Annotated in this window: 15 protein-coding genes, 1 other RNA gene and 1 pseudogene; 8 read left to right on the forward strand and 9 right to left on the reverse strand. The window is 72.0% G+C overall.

All coding sequences use genetic code 11. The annotated features are described in order from the left end of the window. Positions 1–80: 80 nt before the first annotated feature. Complete coding sequence (locus ACZ6CZ_RS02680; protein WP_469013705.1) at positions 81–938, forward strand: MaoC/PaaZ C-terminal domain-containing protein; 858 nt, start codon at positions 81–83, stop codon at positions 936–938. Positions 939–1062: 124 nt separating this feature from the next. On the opposite strand, the gene ACZ6CZ_RS02685 is transcribed toward ACZ6CZ_RS02680, so the two are convergent. After that, entirely contained in the window at positions 1063–1215 is a 153-nt protein-coding gene (locus ACZ6CZ_RS02685; RefSeq protein ID WP_469013707.1) for a hypothetical protein, read from the reverse strand. 96 nt (positions 1216–1311) lie between these two features. After that, the gene (locus ACZ6CZ_RS02690; RefSeq protein WP_469013709.1) at positions 1312–2475 is read right to left on the reverse strand and encodes a hypothetical protein; all 1164 of its coding nucleotides are present in this window, start codon (positions 2473–2475) and stop codon (positions 1312–1314) included. 199 nt (positions 2476–2674) lie between these two features. On the opposite strand from ACZ6CZ_RS02690, the gene ACZ6CZ_RS02695 reads away from it, so the two are divergent. The 3 genes from ACZ6CZ_RS02695 to ACZ6CZ_RS02705 are packed head-to-tail and all read left to right on the forward strand — an operon-like array spanning position 2675 to position 5550. Then, on the forward strand, positions 2675–3538 hold the full coding sequence (locus ACZ6CZ_RS02695; RefSeq protein WP_469013711.1) for a Nif3-like dinuclear metal center hexameric protein: 864 nt from the start codon (positions 2675–2677) through the stop codon (positions 3536–3538). Then, complete coding sequence (locus ACZ6CZ_RS02700; RefSeq protein WP_469014372.1) at positions 3535–4278, forward strand: zinc ribbon domain-containing protein; 744 nt, start codon at positions 3535–3537, stop codon at positions 4276–4278. Before ACZ6CZ_RS02695 ends, ACZ6CZ_RS02700 begins: the two co-directional genes overlap by 4 nt. A 12-nt stretch (positions 4279–4290) precedes the next feature. Continuing rightward, the gene (locus tag ACZ6CZ_RS02705; protein ID WP_469013713.1) at positions 4291–5550 is read left to right on the forward strand and encodes a bifunctional RNase H/acid phosphatase; all 1260 of its coding nucleotides are present in this window, start codon (positions 4291–4293) and stop codon (positions 5548–5550) included. Here the strand turns inward: ACZ6CZ_RS02705 and eda are convergent. Both eda and yaaA read right to left on the reverse strand, forming a co-directional pair. After that, complete coding sequence (eda, locus tag ACZ6CZ_RS02710) at positions 5522–6286, reverse strand: bifunctional 4-hydroxy-2-oxoglutarate aldolase/2-dehydro-3-deoxy-phosphogluconate aldolase (RefSeq protein ID WP_469013716.1); 765 nt, start codon at positions 6284–6286, stop codon at positions 5522–5524. The two genes, ACZ6CZ_RS02705 and eda, sit on opposite strands and share 29 nt — an antisense overlap. Before the next feature lie 95 nt (positions 6287–6381). After that, a complete protein-coding gene (yaaA, locus tag ACZ6CZ_RS02715; RefSeq protein WP_469013719.1) occupies positions 6382–7173 on the reverse strand; it encodes a peroxide stress protein YaaA in 792 nt (263 codons plus the stop codon). A 139-nt stretch (positions 7174–7312) separates the two neighbouring features. Here yaaA and rnpB point away from each other — a divergent pair. After that, positions 7313–7715, forward strand: an RNA gene (gene rnpB, locus ACZ6CZ_RS02720) — RNase P RNA component class A. 331 nt (positions 7716–8046) lie between these two features. Then, positions 8047–8721, forward strand: coding sequence for a hypothetical protein (locus ACZ6CZ_RS02725; RefSeq protein ID WP_469013721.1), 675 nt, complete (start codon positions 8047–8049; stop codon positions 8719–8721). Here ACZ6CZ_RS02725 and ACZ6CZ_RS02730 read toward each other — a convergent pair. Next, positions 8640–9782 carry a hypothetical protein gene (locus ACZ6CZ_RS02730; protein WP_469013723.1) on the reverse strand — a complete coding sequence of 381 codons (1143 nt, stop codon included), beginning with the start codon at positions 9780–9782 and terminating at the stop codon, positions 8640–8642. The genes ACZ6CZ_RS02725 and ACZ6CZ_RS02730 overlap by 82 nt on opposite strands. Positions 9783–10139: 357 nt before the next feature. Here ACZ6CZ_RS02730 and ACZ6CZ_RS02735 point away from each other — a divergent pair, with 357 nt between their 5' ends. Continuing rightward, positions 10140–11552, forward strand: coding sequence for a NucA/NucB deoxyribonuclease domain-containing protein (locus ACZ6CZ_RS02735; RefSeq protein WP_469013725.1), 1413 nt, complete (start codon positions 10140–10142; stop codon positions 11550–11552). A gap of 71 nt (positions 11553–11623) precedes the next feature. Here ACZ6CZ_RS02735 and ACZ6CZ_RS02740 read toward each other — a convergent pair whose 3' ends face one another. The 3 genes from ACZ6CZ_RS02740 to ACZ6CZ_RS02750 form a co-directional block, all read right to left on the reverse strand. Beyond that, complete coding sequence (locus tag ACZ6CZ_RS02740; RefSeq protein WP_469013727.1) at positions 11624–12082, reverse strand: hypothetical protein; 459 nt, start codon at positions 12080–12082, stop codon at positions 11624–11626. Between the two features lie 166 nt (positions 12083–12248). Then, on the reverse strand, positions 12249–12605 hold the full coding sequence (locus ACZ6CZ_RS02745) for a MazG-like family protein (RefSeq protein WP_469013729.1): 357 nt from the start codon (positions 12603–12605) through the stop codon (positions 12249–12251). A gap of 23 nt (positions 12606–12628) precedes the next feature. After that, positions 12629–13174 (reverse strand): DoxX family protein, encoded by a 546-nt coding sequence (locus ACZ6CZ_RS02750; RefSeq protein ID WP_469013731.1) that lies wholly within the window; start codon positions 13172–13174, stop codon positions 12629–12631. A 187-nt stretch (positions 13175–13361) separates the two neighbouring features. Here ACZ6CZ_RS02750 and ACZ6CZ_RS02755 point away from each other — a divergent pair, with 187 nt between their 5' ends. Then, a complete protein-coding gene (locus ACZ6CZ_RS02755; protein ID WP_469013733.1) occupies positions 13362–13688 on the forward strand; it encodes a nuclear transport factor 2 family protein in 327 nt (108 codons plus the stop codon). A gap of 118 nt (positions 13689–13806) precedes the next feature. Here ACZ6CZ_RS02755 and ACZ6CZ_RS02760 read toward each other — a convergent pair. Then, positions 13807–14490 (reverse strand): annotated as a pseudogene (locus ACZ6CZ_RS02760) (ABC transporter ATP-binding protein); the annotation flags it as partial. Positions 14491–14546 lie beyond the last annotated feature (56 nt).

A 14546-nucleotide genomic window follows, 5' to 3' on the forward strand; every position in this document is an offset into this window, starting at 1 on the left:
GCGGCCGGGCAGTACATATGTCACCGCACCCACGGCACGCCGCCGACGTCACCGCACCCGAGGAACGAGGAGGACCGCCCATGCCCGTCGACGCGGCGAAGGCCCTCGCCGCCCGCCCCCCTTCCCGCTCGGTCTCCTGGACCGCCAAGGACGTGCGGCTCTACCACCTCGGCATCGGCGCCGGCATCCCGGCGACCGACCCCGCCGAACTGCGCTACACCCTGGAGGACCGCCTGCACGTCCTGCCCGGCTTCGCCACCGTCGCGGGCTCCGGGCAGCCGGGGGTGATCCGGGCCCTGTCCATGCCCGGCGTCGACGTCGACCTGGCCCGCGTCCTGCACGCCGGCCAGTCGCTGCGCGTCCACCGCCCCCTCCCGGTCACGGGCACCGCCACCCTCACCGACCGGATCACCGCCGTGCACGACACGGGCCGGGCCGCCGTCCTCGTCCTGCGCACCGAGGCCCGCGACGCCGGGGGCCCGCTGTGGACCGAGGAGGCCCGGACCCACGTACGCGGCGCGGGAGGCTGGGGCGGCGAGCGCGGACCGGCGACCCGCCTGGAACCGCCCTCCGGCCGACCCCTGCGCACGGTGGAGCGGCCCGTCCGCGAGGACCAGGCGCTGCTCTACCGCCTGACCGGCGACGACAACCCGCTGCACGCCGACCCCGTCTTCGCCCGCCGCGCCGGGTTCGACCGCCCCGTCCTGCACGGCCTGTGCACCTACGGCATGACGCTGAAGGCGGTCGTCGACACCCTCCTCGACGGCGACGTGAGCCGGGTGCGGTCGTACGCGGCGCGGTTCACGGGGGTCGTGTATCCCGGGGAGACGCTGCGCATCCGGATGTGGCGGCAGGAGGGCGGCGTGCGGGTCGCCGTGAGCGCCGTCGAGCGGGACGACGCGCCGGTGCTCGGCGACACGGTCGTCGGCCACCGCTGACCCCGCCCGCCGTCGACTCCGCCCGGGCAGGGGGCGACCGTGGGGACAAAGGGAAAGGGGGTGGTCCGTCGGCCGACGGACCACCCCCTCGCGCGCACTGCCGTCAGGCCGTGCGCACCTGCTGTCAGGCCGCCTCGGACTCCTCGGCCTGCTTGCGGTGACGCCCGCGCGGGGCCGTCTCGCTGTCCTGGGCCGCGACCGGCCCCCGGTGCCGGCCGTGACCGGCGACCTCCTGAGAATCGGCAGTCAGCGGCTGCCTGGTGATGGTGTCACTCATCGGAAGAATTCACCCCGTCAACATGATCTTTCGTACAGCCGGGCGAGTGTAACCAGGCCGACTCGGGTCGAATCCAGGCGGGCACGCCGAGTGGTGCTACTTCGTTACAAGAGGCCCGAGCGGCGCCTGCTGCAACGGCACCGGCCGGGCGGCGGCGGGCTGCACGGGCCCTCCGGCAGCACTCCCTTCCGCCCCCGCGACCTCCGCGCGCGCCGGCTGTCCGGCACCGCCCGGCTCACCCCGGGGCACCCGGACCTCGGTCACCCCGCACGGCACCTCGGCCGTGGCGTACGGCAGCCGCAGCACCCCGTCCGGCGTCCACCGCCCGGCACCGGCCAGCCACCCCTGCGGGACCGGGAGAGGGCGCACCCGCCGCTCGGCGGGCCGCCAGGTGCCGAGCCGGCTGCCGAGGGGGCCGTCGATGCGCAGCGCCACCCCGCAGTGCTCCGGGGTCAGCACCTGCCCCGGCTGGACGGCGAACGGCGTCACCGTGCAGTCCGGCAGCCGCAGGTGCTCGGGGAAGCGGACCGGCAGGGTGCTGCCCAGGACGCCCCAGCCCAGCCGTCGCCGCCCGGGCGAGGGCGCGTCGGAGGAGATCAGCAGCAGCCCGCTGTCGGGGTCGGCCAGCAGCAGCCGGTCGTCGCTGTCGTCGGTGATCTGCAGCAGCGGGGAGACCTCGCCGCCCCGCTCCAGGTCGACCACGACCGTCTTGGTGCGCCCGCCCAGTTCCCGGTCGACGGCGAGCATGCGCCCGGTGTGGTCCAGCCAGACCCCGCCCGAGCAGCGCCCCGGCACCTCGGCGAGGTGCTCGGGCCCGAAGGCGCCGCCCGCCACCAGCCACACCGCCGTGGACCGGGACCCGACGGCGAGCGCGTAGGCGCGGGCGCCGCCCGGGGCCGGCGGGAGCAGGCCGAGCCGGGTGCCGGGCTCCGGGCACTCCACCGCGCCCAGCGGCAGTTCACCGGTGCCGGGGCCGGTCGGGTACAGCAGTGAGAACACGTGCCGCCGCTCCACCAGCCGGTGGATGAGGACCCGCCCGTCCCCCAGGGGCTGCACCTCGGTGCCGGGCTCCTCGGGCTGGTTGCCGGGCAGCGGCACCGCGTAGGGCTCCGGGCCGTCCAGGGTCCAGCGCTCCGGGAACCAGGAGCCGCCGTCCCGCGCGAGCCGGGCCGCGTACGCGCCGTCCACCGTGAGGACGCACCCCGCCCGGGGCACCTCGTCCTCCCCGGCTGCCGAGGGTTCGGTCGCACAGGCCGTCATCGTTCGGTCACCTCCGGCGACGAAGCTAGTTTTCGCACGCGCGGGCGGGGGACCGGCCACCCGGGACTTCACACATAAGGGTGGCGCAGAAGCGATTCGCCTGAGGAGGCCGAGGCCGCTGTGCTGAGCGGGCCGGTGCGCCGGCCGCGGGGGAGCCGAGGCGGTTCTGCGCCACGGAGCAGCCAGGTAGCCTTTCCCCGTGCCCCGTCTGTCTGAAGTCATCGCCGCGCTGGAGAACCTGTGGCCCGCCGAGCGGGCCGAGTCCTGGGACGCGGTCGGCACCGTCGTCGGCGACCCCGACCAGGAGGTCGGGCGGGTCCTGTTCGCCGTCGACCCGGTGCGGGAGACGGTCGAGGAGGCGGTGCGGCTCGGCGCCGGCCTGCTGGTCACCCACCACCCGCTCTATCTGCGCGGCACGACCACCGTGGCGGCCGCCACGCCCAAGGGCCGTCTCGTGCACACGCTGATCAAGAACGACATCGCCCTGCACGTGGCGCACACCAACGCCGACACCGCCGACCCCGGCGTCTCCGACGCGCTCGCCGGCGCCCTGGACCTGAGGGTCCTGCGGCCGCTCGTGCCCGACCCGGGCGACCCCGAGGGCCGCCGGGGCCTGGGCCGCGTGTGCGAACTCCACCACCCGGTCACCGTGCGCGAACTGGCCGCCCGCGCCGCCCAGCGGCTGCCCGCCACCGCGCAGGGCATCAGGGTGGCCGGCGACCCCGACGCCGTCGTACGCACCGTCGCCGTCAGCGGCGGATCCGGCGACAGCCTCTTCGAGAGGGTCCGCGCCGCCGGCGTCGACGCCTTCCTCACCGCCGACCTGCGCCACCACCCGGTCTCCGAGTTCACGGCGGCCGTCACCCACCGTCCTCTCGCGCTGCTCGACGCGGCGCACTGGGCCACCGAATGGCCCTGGTGCGAGCTGGCCGCAGCCCAGCTCGACGAGATCTCCGACCGTCACGGCTGGGACCTGCGCGTCCACGTCTCGAAGACGGTCACCGACCCCTGGACCGCCCACGCGGCATCCACCGTCACCCAACCATCTGGAGCCCCCAACTGAACGCCGCGCCCGCCGACCAGATCCGACTCCTCGACGTCCAGGCCCTGGACGTACGCCTCCAGCAGCTGGCGCACCGGCGCAGGTCGCTGCCCGAGCACGCCGAGATCGACTCGCTGACCAAGGACCTCACCCAGCTGCGCGACCTGCTGGTGGCCGCCCAGACCGAGGAGAGCGACACCGCCCGCGAGCAGACCAAGGCCGAGCAGGACGTGGACCAGGTCCGCCAGCGTGCCGTCCGCGACCAGCAGCGCCTGGACTCCGGCGCGGTCACCTCGCCCAAGGACCTGTCCAACCTCCAGCACGAGATCACCTCCCTCGCCAAGCGCCAGGGCGACCTGGAGGACGTCGTCCTGGAGGTCATGGAGCGCCGGGAAGCCGCGCAGGAGCGGGTGGCCGAGCTGACCGAGCGGGTCTCCTCCTTCCAGACCAGGATCGACGAGGCGACGGCCCGCCGGGACGCCGCCTTCGAGGAGATCGACGCCGAGGTCGCCTCGGTGACCAAGGAGCGCGAGGTCATCGCCGGCTCCGTCCCCGCCGACCTGCTCAAGCTGTACGACAAGCTGCGCCAGCAGCAGGGCGGCGTCGGCGCGGCCCGGCTGTACCAGCGCACCTGCCAGGGCTGCCGCCAGGAGCTGGCGATCACCGAGCTGAGCGAGATCCGCAAGGCCGCGCCGGACACCGTCGTCCGCTGCGAGAACTGCCGCCGCATCCTGGTGCGGACGTCCGAGTCGGGTCTGTAAGGGGCGTACGGGGTGCGGGAGTTCATCGTCGAGGCCGACGGCGGGTCACGGGGCAATCCGGGGCCCGCGGGCTACGGCGCGGTGGTGATCGACGCGGCGACGGGGGAGACCCTGGCGGAGGCCGCCGAGCACATCGGCGTGGCCACCAACAACGTGGCCGAGTACCGGGGCCTGCTGGCCGGCCTGCGCGCCGCCCGTCGCCTCGACCCCGCCGCCCGGGTCCACGTCCGCATGGACTCCAAGCTCGTCGTGGAGCAGATGTCGGGCCGCTGGAAGATCAAGCACCCCGACATGAAGCCGCTGGCGGCCGAGGCGGCCCGCCTCTACCCGGCCGGCCAGGTCACCTTCGAGTGGATCCCGCGCGAGCGCAACAAGCACGCCGACCGCCTGGCCAACGAGGCCATGGACGCCGGCGCCCGCGGCGAGACCTGGTCGCCCGCGGCCTCCCGGGCCGCGCTGGACGCGTCCGCCGCGAGGAGCGCGCCGCCCGAGCCGTCGGGCCCGCCCGGAGACGCGGCGGCGGGCGCGGCGCGGGCCAGAGCGGCCCTGACCAGACCCCGCACCACCCGTGAGGCCTCCCCCTCCGCCTCTCCCGCTGCCGCTTCCTCCCCCTCCGCGCCCGGGTGGAGTGCCGCGCCCGACCTGGGCGCCCCGGCCACGTTCGTGCTGCTGCGGCACGGGGAGACCCCGCTGACTCCGCAGAAGCGGTTCTCCGGCAGCGGCGGCAGCGATCCCTCGCTCTCCGACACCGGCCGGCAGCAGGCGGAGCGGGTCGCGGCGGCGCTGGCCAGGCGGGGGAGCGTACGGGCGGTCGTGTCATCGCCGCTGGCGCGCACGCGGGAGACGGCCGGCGTCGTGGCCGACCGCCTCGGCCTGGACGTGACGGTCGACGACGGGCTGCGCGAGACCGACTTCGGCGCCTGGGAGGGGCTGACCTTCGGCGAGGTCCGCGAACGCCACCCCGAGGACCTGAACGCCTGGCTCGCCGATCCCGCGGCCCGGCCCACCGGCGGCGGCGAGAGCTTCGCCGAGACCGCCACCCGGATCGCCGCGACGCGCGACCGGCTCGTAGCCGCCCACGCGGGCCGCACCGTCCTGCTGGTCACGCACGTGACGCCGATCAAAACTTTGATCCGGCTCGCGCTGGGCGCTCCGCCCGAGTCGCTGTTCCGCATGGAACTGTCGGCGGCGTCCCTGTCGGCGGTCGCCTACTACGCGGACGGCAATGCGAGCGTACGGCTGTTCAACGACACGTCCCACCTGCGCCCCTGACCTCACCGGCGTCCCTGGCCTCACCGGCATCCCTGGCCTCACCGGCGTCCCTGACCCCGCCGGCTTCCCCGGGCGCGCGCCCGTCCCGGAGCCCGGCGGCGGCGCGCGCCAGCTGCTCGACGCGCCCCCAGTCCCCGGCGGCCACCGCGTCCGCCGGGATCATCCAGCTGCCGCCCACACAGCCCACGTTGGGCAGGGCCAGGTACTCCGCCGCGTTCGCAGGACCGATGCCGCCGGTCGGGCAGAAGCGGGCCTGCGGCAGCGGACCGGCCAGCGACCGCAGATAGGCCGTACCGCCCGCCGCCTGCGCCGGGAAGAACTTCATCTCCCGCACCCCGCGCTCCAGCAGCGCCACCACCTCCGAGGTGGTCGACACCCCCGGCAGGAAGGGCACCCCGGACTCCCGCATCGCGGCCAGCAGCGCCTCCGTCCAGCCGGGGCTGACCAGGAACCGCGCCCCGGCCGCCACACACGCCGGCACCTGCCCGGGCGCGATCACCGTGCCCGCCCCGACCACCGCCTCCGGCACCTCCCCGGCGACGGCCCGGATCGCGTCCAGCGCCGCCGGGGTCCGCAGCGTCACCTCGATCGCCCGCAGCCCACCGGCCACCAGGGCCCGGGCCAGCGGTACGGCGTCGGCGGCGTCCGTGACGACCAGCACGGGCACGACGGGCGCGAGGTCCAGCACGGAGCCGGCCGGCACCGGCACCCGGGAGGAGGGCAGGGGTGAGGTCATGCGCACATCGTGCCGAGCGGAAGCAGTGTGCGCAAAGCCCATTGCACATGCTGCAACGACACAATGCTCTGCTGCTCTGCTGCTCTGCCGCGCTGTCAGTGCACCTCGGTGACCAGGACGTCCAGGGCCCAGGCGGTCCCGGCCTTCGCGGGAGCCTGTGCCTCGACGGTGTACCCCAGGTCCCGCAGCGCCTCCACCAGCTCGGCGGGGTCCTTCGGCGCCGGGCCCGCGGTCAGCAGGCTGCGCACGATCCGGCCCTTGGTCGCCTTGTTGAAGTGGCTGACCACCTTCCGGGTGGGCGCGTGCAGCACCCGTACCGTCGCCGTCCGCGAGGCGACCTCGCCCTTGGGCTTCCAGGCCGCCGCGTAGGCCGCCGACCGCAGGTCCAGCACCAGTCCGTCGCCCGTGACCTGGGGCAGCACCTCGGCCATCGGCGAACGCCAGTACGCGCCGAGGGCGCCGAGCCCGGGCAGCCTCACGCCCATCGAGCAGCGGTAGGAGGGGATGCGGTCGGTGACCCGGACGGCGCCCCACAGCCCGGAGAACACCAGCAGGGACCGCGCGGCGCGCTTCTTGGCGGCCGTGTCGAGCGTGGCCAGGCCGAGGGCGTCGTACAGGACACCCGTGTAGATCTCACCGGCGGGACGGGCCCCGGCGGAGCGCAGCACCGCGTTCTTCGCCACCTCGCCGCGCAGTCCCTCGCTCAGTCCGAGCACCTCGCGCGCCTTGTCGTTCTGGCCGGGATCACCGGCGCACAGCGCGATCAGCTCGTCCAGGACGGCCTCGCGGGCCGCGGTCAGCCCGGGCAGCGACAGCGACTCCGGCTTGAGCGGGGCACCCCGGCCCGAGGGCGCCTTGCCCTCGGAGGGCGGCAGCAGGACCAGCACACGTACTCCTTCTCTAGACCTCCGCGCCAGCGTACGGCGTACCACCGGGAGGCCCGGGCCCGCGCCTCAAGGCACCGGGGGCACCCGGAGGGCGGGCACGGCGGGTCCGTGCGGCCGGTAGCATGGTCGGCACGGCAGACGAGCCGGGCGGACGGCCGCGTGGAGCCCCACCAGGGGCTTCCCGAGGAACGTCCGGGCTCCACAGGGCAGGGTGATGGCTAACGGCCACCCGGGGTGACCCGCGGGACAGTGCCACAGAAAACAGACCGCCGAGGACTCCGGTCCCCGGTAAGGGTGAAACGGTGGTGTAAGAGACCACCAGTGCCCAGGGTGACCTGGGCAGCTAGGTAAACCCCACCCGGAGCAAGGTCAAAAGGAGACACCCCGGTGTCTCTGCGCGGACGTTCGAGGGCTGCCCGCCCGAGTCCGCGGGTAGACCGCACGAGGCCGGCGGCAACGCCGGCCCTAGATGGATGGCCGTCACCCCGGCACGCCGCGAGGCAGCCGGGGGACAGAACCCGGCGTACAGCCCGACTCGTCTGCCGCTCCACTTCGCCGGGACCGGGTGCCACTACGCCTGACTGTCCAGCGGGCGCAGCAGCTTCAGCAGCCCGGCACCAGCCGACCACCGGAGCCCGGGGGAGTTCACCGGACACGGGGGAGGGAACCCCTCGGGCCCGCCCCGGAAACCGTCCGCAGGGCGGCTTGACGAGCGCGGATTCTATGGCGAACGACGGGTTGGGCGGGCATTTTCCCCCGGCGGCTGTCTCGCGACTTGCAGGGCTGATAGACAACAAGGCACCCACACCGACCGCACCCTCAGCCCGCCCGGACGACCAGACCAGGTCGAGGAATACAACGAGGACGAGAGACATGCTGCTGGCTGAGCAGGCGCTCGTCGGGCTCAGGCTGCGCGGACAGCAGGTGCATGCGGCCGTCACCGTCATCGGCGACGAGGAGCGCCGCCGTTCCTCAGCCGGCCTCGGTGCCGTCGACAGCCGGGCGCTCCTCACCGTTCTCCACGACCTGCCCGTGGACTTGGCGGTACCCCAGGCCTCGCTCGATGCCCACGCCCTACGGACGCTGCGCGCCGCGCCGCCGGGCGTCGTGGACCTGGGGGAAGGTGAGCAGGACATCGTCGTACGGCGTCTCGTACCCGCTGTCCGTGTCGAGCTGGTCCTCGTGCACGGACCGGACGGTATCTCCTCCCGTGACTGGGACGCCGCCGTGCGGGACGCTTCGCAGTTCGCGCCGTTCTGTGCCCGCGCGATCGTCGTATCGCCTGTCGCGCCGGGACGGGAACCACGCTCCGACATGGGCCTGCTCCTTCTCAAGGCCCGCTTCTACGGCGTCGGCGTCGTCTTGCGTGAACCGGCGAGGCAAGTGCGCTGGCTGCTCGAACCCGCCCGCTACCGGCCCGAGCGCCACTCAGCCGCTCAGTGGCTCTTCCACGAACAGGCCTGGCGTCAGCTCGGCCCCGACCGCTCCTGCGATCGCTGTTCCTGCGCCCCCGGCAACGCCACCGGACTCTGGCGCCGCCAAGCCTGAAGGACCTTCGGGAACGGCACTTCTACCCCCGTCTGGGTGGCCAGCAGGCGGTGGTACTCCCAGGCGTCCGCGAGCTGTTGGCGCCACCAGCCGATGCGCTCCTGACCGGCAAGTGTCATGTCCAATTCCTGGTGAAGCCCGTAGAGTTCGCAGACGCTGTGCTGCAGGGCGGCGACCACGTCGGTTTCGCGGTCTGTGAAGCGGGTGAGGACGGCGCCCTGGCACACCGCGCAGTCGCAGGTCCACGGATCGACGTGGGCGAACCAGTCCTGGAGCGTAGCCACTCGCTGGTAGCGCAGCAGACGCCGCACCAGGACAACCGGGTATGGCTTGTGACCGCCTCCCCCACTGTCGGGGCGAGGAGCCACGCCGTGCCGGAGCACTGCCGAGACTCCGACCGCCGCACCCAGCGCCCCGTGTGCCATCGCGTCGAAGGCGGCCAGGTCGGTGCGCCACAGCGCGAGGCGGGGGCAGGAACGGCACAACTGACGTAATCCCTCGGCTGCCTGATCGCGCTCTAGCGGATCGCCGTCCGCCTGCATGATCAGCGCCACCGGATGTCGGCTCATCCGGATCTGCTCGGCGAGAAGGGGCACGGAGGAACGCCGTAACCATCGCCAGCTGCACGGCAGCAACACCACCATGTCCTCGCGGCTCAGTTGGTTGGTCTGAGCTATCACAGCATTGAGCACCGGCGATCCTCCCGCTTCACTTGCCGGGATGAAGCACGTCGGTGTCACGGCGTAGGACGCCTTGTGGTGAAGCTGTCCGTCCAGGAATTCATCGAGCCCAGCTAGATCGAGGTCGCGCCAGCCTCGACCGGAACTCAGCCCGAAAGGAGTATCAGGGGTGCCCATCCGCTGCGTATGGCTGCCGTAATCCACGACCACCACTGTCTCGGGCAAGGCATTGCGGATCTCCCTGCACCTGAGCGGTGCGGCAGCGCCCGTCAGTACCAGCCCACCTGTACGGACCGGAACGTAGGAGAGGACATCGATAGCCGATCGGCCGTTCACCATGATCAGTAAACGGTCCCGCATCAGTTCATCGACACCCTCCATGTCAACCCCCGTTCTGCGACACGAGATGGTCCCCGCACGGTTACCAGGCCGCCTCGATGGTCCCCACTGTCAGAGCTGCCGAACGCCGGCCACAAGGCCGCGTCCCGGCTACGGAATCGTTCTCAGCCACTGGCATGGCGTCACTGGAGTCTGTCTCCGCCGCATCCGCTTCTCTTCACGGTGTCCCTCGGAGGAAACCTTTCGGACAGCCGGCGCTCCTGATAATGGTCATTGTTTTCCAGCCATCGCCTGGTGTGATCGCGTCAGAAGGTAATCCAGCAGTTATGCGCAGCTTGTGCGTCTGATACCTCTGTGACGACCCACGCTGTAAGGCGTGTCTTGGAACAAGGGGTATCAATGGAAACACGCACGTCCTGGCGAGCACGAATACGTGCCACCGCCGTACTGCTCCCCGCCTTGCTGGCCGCACTGACCACACCGATCGAGATCGCACACGCCGATGGCGTCGAAAACGCGATCATGAACACCTATGCGCTCCCGTTGAGTACCAAGGCGCCCAGCCTCAGCGAGATCAAGCGGCCTGGTGTCCTCGATGCGCTGCATCGCATGGCAGCCAAGGAAACCTCGCAGGCACTCTTGCCACGTGAGGCGGTCGGCCCTGCCAGGACCTATGCGCCGCTGTCCACCGAAGACTCGGCTGTGCCCGAGCTCGCGAAGCCGGATGCTCTCGCCGCAGGTGCCGACCCGGTGGTGACTCTTCCGGAGCCCTCCCACTCCATGACTCCGGCTGAATGCGTCCGCGGACTCGGGACGTCGAAGTTCTACCTCAAGTCACGCTTCGCGGTCTGCTCAGGCCTCTTGCTGAGCCAGGTCTGGCTGGTGAACGGTGAGCCCGTCGGGACGAGCAGTTTCGACGTGCTGGCGATCGGAACCATTCCGAAGAGCAGCCGCACGATCACGGTCACCTACTACTTCACGGCCTTCACCGCGGCAGGGACCAACGCTGCGCCCGGCTTGGGAATCGTGACCAACGGAAAAGTCACGAAAAGCTGGCCTTCCTCGGTCCACTACACCCGAGGCGGCGTTGCGATGCCGGTCAGCCGGACCTGGGCGCAGCTGCTGGAGCAGGGGAGCTTCAGGCACAAGGTCGGCGCCGCTGCGGGCCAGGGAAGCCCCGGAATGAGAGCGGACACCGTCTTCGCCGTCTACCAGCCGAGTGTCACCATCACGGCTCCGCCTGGATGGGTCCTGACCACCCCGGGAGCGCACGACTTGTTCATGCTGCCACCACGCTGGGACAAGGCCGGTTATCTCCCTCACGATGCCACCGGAGCGGCGGTATTCAGCGTCGTGCCCACGCTGAAGTACAGCACGGCGGCCAACGCGCCGGAACGGGGTGTGGCACTCCACATCAAGAAGGCCTTCACCAAGCCGTCGAGCACATTACCGCCAAGCACGAGGAAGCACTACCCGGGACGGACCGCCGACGAGCCGCTGACCCGCCTGTATTGGGACACGAGGCGACGCAAGGCCAATTACAACCGGTCCGTTTACAACTGCAAGAAGTATTACGGCGCTGGCTACACCGAGCACAACACAAAAGAGTGTGACGAGTACCCTTTCCAGAGCACCTACGAGGGGGCCGCGCAATCGAACTACGACTCCCGCGCAGAGCCGAACAATTTCAGCGTGCTGCCGGTGAAAAAGTCGGATAACGGTGCCGGTGGAATTCTGCTAGCCCAGTTCTACGACAAGAATCGTGTCCTGGACGGACCGGACGATGGTTTCATCGTCAAAATAGTCTCCTGACGGGAACACGCACGACTCGCCGGCGGACCGCGATGGCACGGCCGCGGCCGCCGTTCGTGCCCGCCGACCGGTCAGGATTCCGGCCAGAACTGGGCCACGTAACGTTCGACCCCGTCCACCGCACCCTCTTCGGACAAGGCGGCAAGTGCTTGTCGCCCCGTGCTCACCACGCGTACGGACCATGTGCCCGGGCCGTCCGACAAGGGAATCCGCTCCGGCATCGGGCCGCTGGTGATCGACCGTGCGCGAAGCTCTCCCGAGGGGCAGTAAATCCTGGCTGTCGCGCTCTCCTCCCAGGTACCGGAGGGGGCGGGAGGTTCGGCATCCCAGACTTCGACTATGACATCGGCGGTGTGAGTGTGGCCCGCGCTCGCGAGGTCCAGGCGCCCGGTATGTGCGGCGAGGAAGATACCGTCCCGGAAATCCTCGGGGAACGGGACCGGCACGTGCCGGTCGTCGGCTTCCTGCAGGGCGAAGCCACCGTGGTCGACCTCTACCGGATACTCATGACGGCTGACCAGCTCGGGCACGTCTCCTCCTCGCACTGTGCGCCCTGGGACACGACCAGCATGGCCGATGGCGGGGCGGCACATCAGCAGAAACGCAAGTTGCTCGGCCGTGGAGATCGAGGAGGAGCGGCAGCCTCTTGGAAGCGTCGCGGGTGCTGAGCCACTTCGGCATGTCTGTGATCGGCCGTCAGTCGGTCTCGAGGGAACGCTGCCTGACCCGCTCCAGGTGCCGGGTGAAGACCTCGCGGGTGTGCGGGGTGAGGGTGCGCAGGGCCACCAGGGCCGTGATGGCGACGTCGCACAGTTCGGCCTGGACGTCGTCCCAGGTGTGGGTGACGCCCTTGCGCGGGTTGCGGCCCAGCGCCCCGATCACCGCCTCGGCGACCTCGCCGACCTCCTCCGACAGCTTCAGCGTCCGCAGCAGCACGCTGTCCGTGCCGTCGCCGGGGCGGTTGGCCTCCAGCCAGGTCCACAGGGCGTCCACCGAGGACCAGATGTCCTCGCCCGTGGCGTCGGCGGTGGCTTGCGTCGGTCGATCGGTCATGGCGGCAGCCTGCCAGGCTCCGGTCACCCGTCGAAGAGGGCCTCCTGCTCCTCCGGGGTCACCGTGCGCACCCGCTTGGCGCGGGCGCCGATCACCAGGGCGGTTCCCGCGGCCACCGTGGCCAGGGCCGCCGGGACCATCCAGCCGCGGTTCAGGGTGTGACCGAGGACGTGGTCCAGGGAGAGGCGGCCGGGGCCGGTGACGGCGAGGCCCGCGGCGGTCAGGCCGAGGCTCCCCGCGTGCTCGAAGCCACCCTCCTGGGCGAAGAAGCCGTTGGGCGCGTGGACCGCCGACGCCCCCGCCATCGCGCCCGCCGCCGCCGCGCCCGCCGCCGGGGTCGCCAGTCCCAGCGCCAGCAGCAGCCCGCCGCCCGCCTCCGCGAGGCCCGCCGCCGTCGCGCTGACCTTGCCCGGCGCGTAGCCGACGGACTCCATGAACTGGCCGGTCCCCTCGATGCCGCCCCCGCCGAACCAGCCGAACAGCTTCTGCGCGCCGTGTGCCGCCAGCACTGAGCCGGTGCCCAGCCGAAGCAGCAGCAGCCCCAGATCACTCCGGTTGTAACAGGTCACGGTGTCTCTCCCAACGCAGGACAGTGGGCAGCAGGAACACGTCCCGCCCGCGTCAACACCGTCGCACCCCCGCCCCGCCGCGGCCCGCCGCAGCCGCCGTCCGGGTGACGCCCGTCGGTCACCGGGCCGGGGCGGATCCAGGGCGGGTGCGGTGGCGGGGGCGGGGGAGCGGTGTGAATCTGACGCCATGACCATTCAGACCACCAGGCTGAGCGATCCGGCTGTCCGGGCGTTCGTCAACGCCGTCAACGCCCGTGACCGCGAGGGCTTCCTGGCCCTCCTGGCCCCGGACGCCACCATGTCGGACGACGGCACCGACCGCGACCTCGCCGACTGGGTCGACCGCGAGATCTTCGCCTCGCGCGGGCACCTGGACGTCGACAACGAGTCCCGCGGCGGCCGCGCCCTGCTCGCCCGCTACCGCAACGACACCTGGGGCGAGATGCGCACCCGGTGGACCTTCACGGTCGACGACGAGGGCCGCATCGCCCGCTTCGAGACCGGACAGGCCTGAGAGGCCACCGCCGCTCCGGGGGCGGGATGGAGCGCGTCGCCCGCGGCTCAGTGACCCTGAGCCCCGTACGGGACGTACGACCGCTGCTCGACCGAACCGTCAGGACTCGCCGAACCCGCCGCCCCCCTGCCTGCTCGGTCAGCGTGATCCGGCCCGCCTCGATCGTGGCCACGCGCGGTGCGCGGCGGGCGATGGAGGAGTCGTGGGTGACCATGACGAACGTCAGCCCGTGCTCCCGCCACAGCCCCTCCAGCAGGCCCATGATGTCGTCGCGGGTGCCCTCGTCGAGGTTGCCGGTGGGCTCGTCGGCGAGCAGGACCCGCGGCTGCTTCACCAGCGCGCGGGCGATGGCGACGCGCTGCTGCTGGCCGCCGGACAGCTCGGAGGGGACGTGGCCGAGCCGTTCGCCCAGGCCCACCGAGCGCAGGGCCTCCGCCGCCCGCTCGCGGCGTTCGGCCGGCTTGACGCCGAGGGGGACCAGGGCCGTCTCGACGTTCTCCTGCGCGGTGAGCGTCGGGATGAGGTTGAACGCCTGGAAGATGATGCCGATCTTCTCGGCGCGCAGCCGGGTCAGCCGGGCCTCGCCGATGCCGCCGAGGTCGACGCCGTCCAGCTCGACGCTGCCGGAGGACGGGCGGTCGAGGCCGCCGATCATCTGCAGGAGCGTCGACTTGCCGCCGCCGGTGGGGCCCTGGATGACGAGCTGGTCGCCGTCCTCGATGGTGAGGTCGACGCCGCGCAGCGCCTCCACCGTGTCCTTGCCCCGCGTATAGCGCTTGGTGACGCCGGTGAGTCGGTACATGGGTGCTCCGTGAGTCGTGAGTCGTGAGTCGTGGGAGAGGGTGGGGCGCCGCCTCC

This window comes from Streptomyces sp. NPDC041135 (genome assembly GCF_055592085.1).

Excerpts from the sequence above, each read along its gene's own strand:
- ACZ6CZ_RS02680 (WP_469013705.1), top strand. The coding sequence starts at position 81 with ATGCCCGTCGACGCGGCGAAGGCCCTCGCCGCCCGCCCCCCTTCCCGC.
- ACZ6CZ_RS02685 (WP_469013707.1), bottom strand. The coding sequence starts at position 1,215 with ATGAGTGACACCATCACCAGGCAGCCGCTGACTGCCGATTCTCAGGAG.
- ACZ6CZ_RS02690 (WP_469013709.1), bottom strand. The coding sequence starts at position 2,475 with ATGACGGCCTGTGCGACCGAACCCTCGGCAGCCGGGGAGGACGAGGTG.
- eda (WP_469013716.1), bottom strand. The coding sequence starts at position 6,286 with ATGACCTCACCCCTGCCCTCCTCCCGGGTGCCGGTGCCGGCCGGCTCC.
- ACZ6CZ_RS02725 (WP_469013721.1), top strand. The coding sequence starts at position 8,047 with ATGCTGCTGGCTGAGCAGGCGCTCGTCGGGCTCAGGCTGCGCGGACAG.
- ACZ6CZ_RS02730 (WP_469013723.1), bottom strand. The coding sequence starts at position 9,782 with ATGGAGGGTGTCGATGAACTGATGCGGGACCGTTTACTGATCATGGTG.
- ACZ6CZ_RS02735 (WP_469013725.1), top strand. The coding sequence starts at position 10,140 with ATGGAAACACGCACGTCCTGGCGAGCACGAATACGTGCCACCGCCGTA.
- ACZ6CZ_RS02745 (WP_469013729.1), bottom strand. The coding sequence starts at position 12,605 with ATGACCGATCGACCGACGCAAGCCACCGCCGACGCCACGGGCGAGGAC.
- ACZ6CZ_RS02755 (WP_469013733.1), top strand. The coding sequence starts at position 13,362 with ATGACCATTCAGACCACCAGGCTGAGCGATCCGGCTGTCCGGGCGTTC.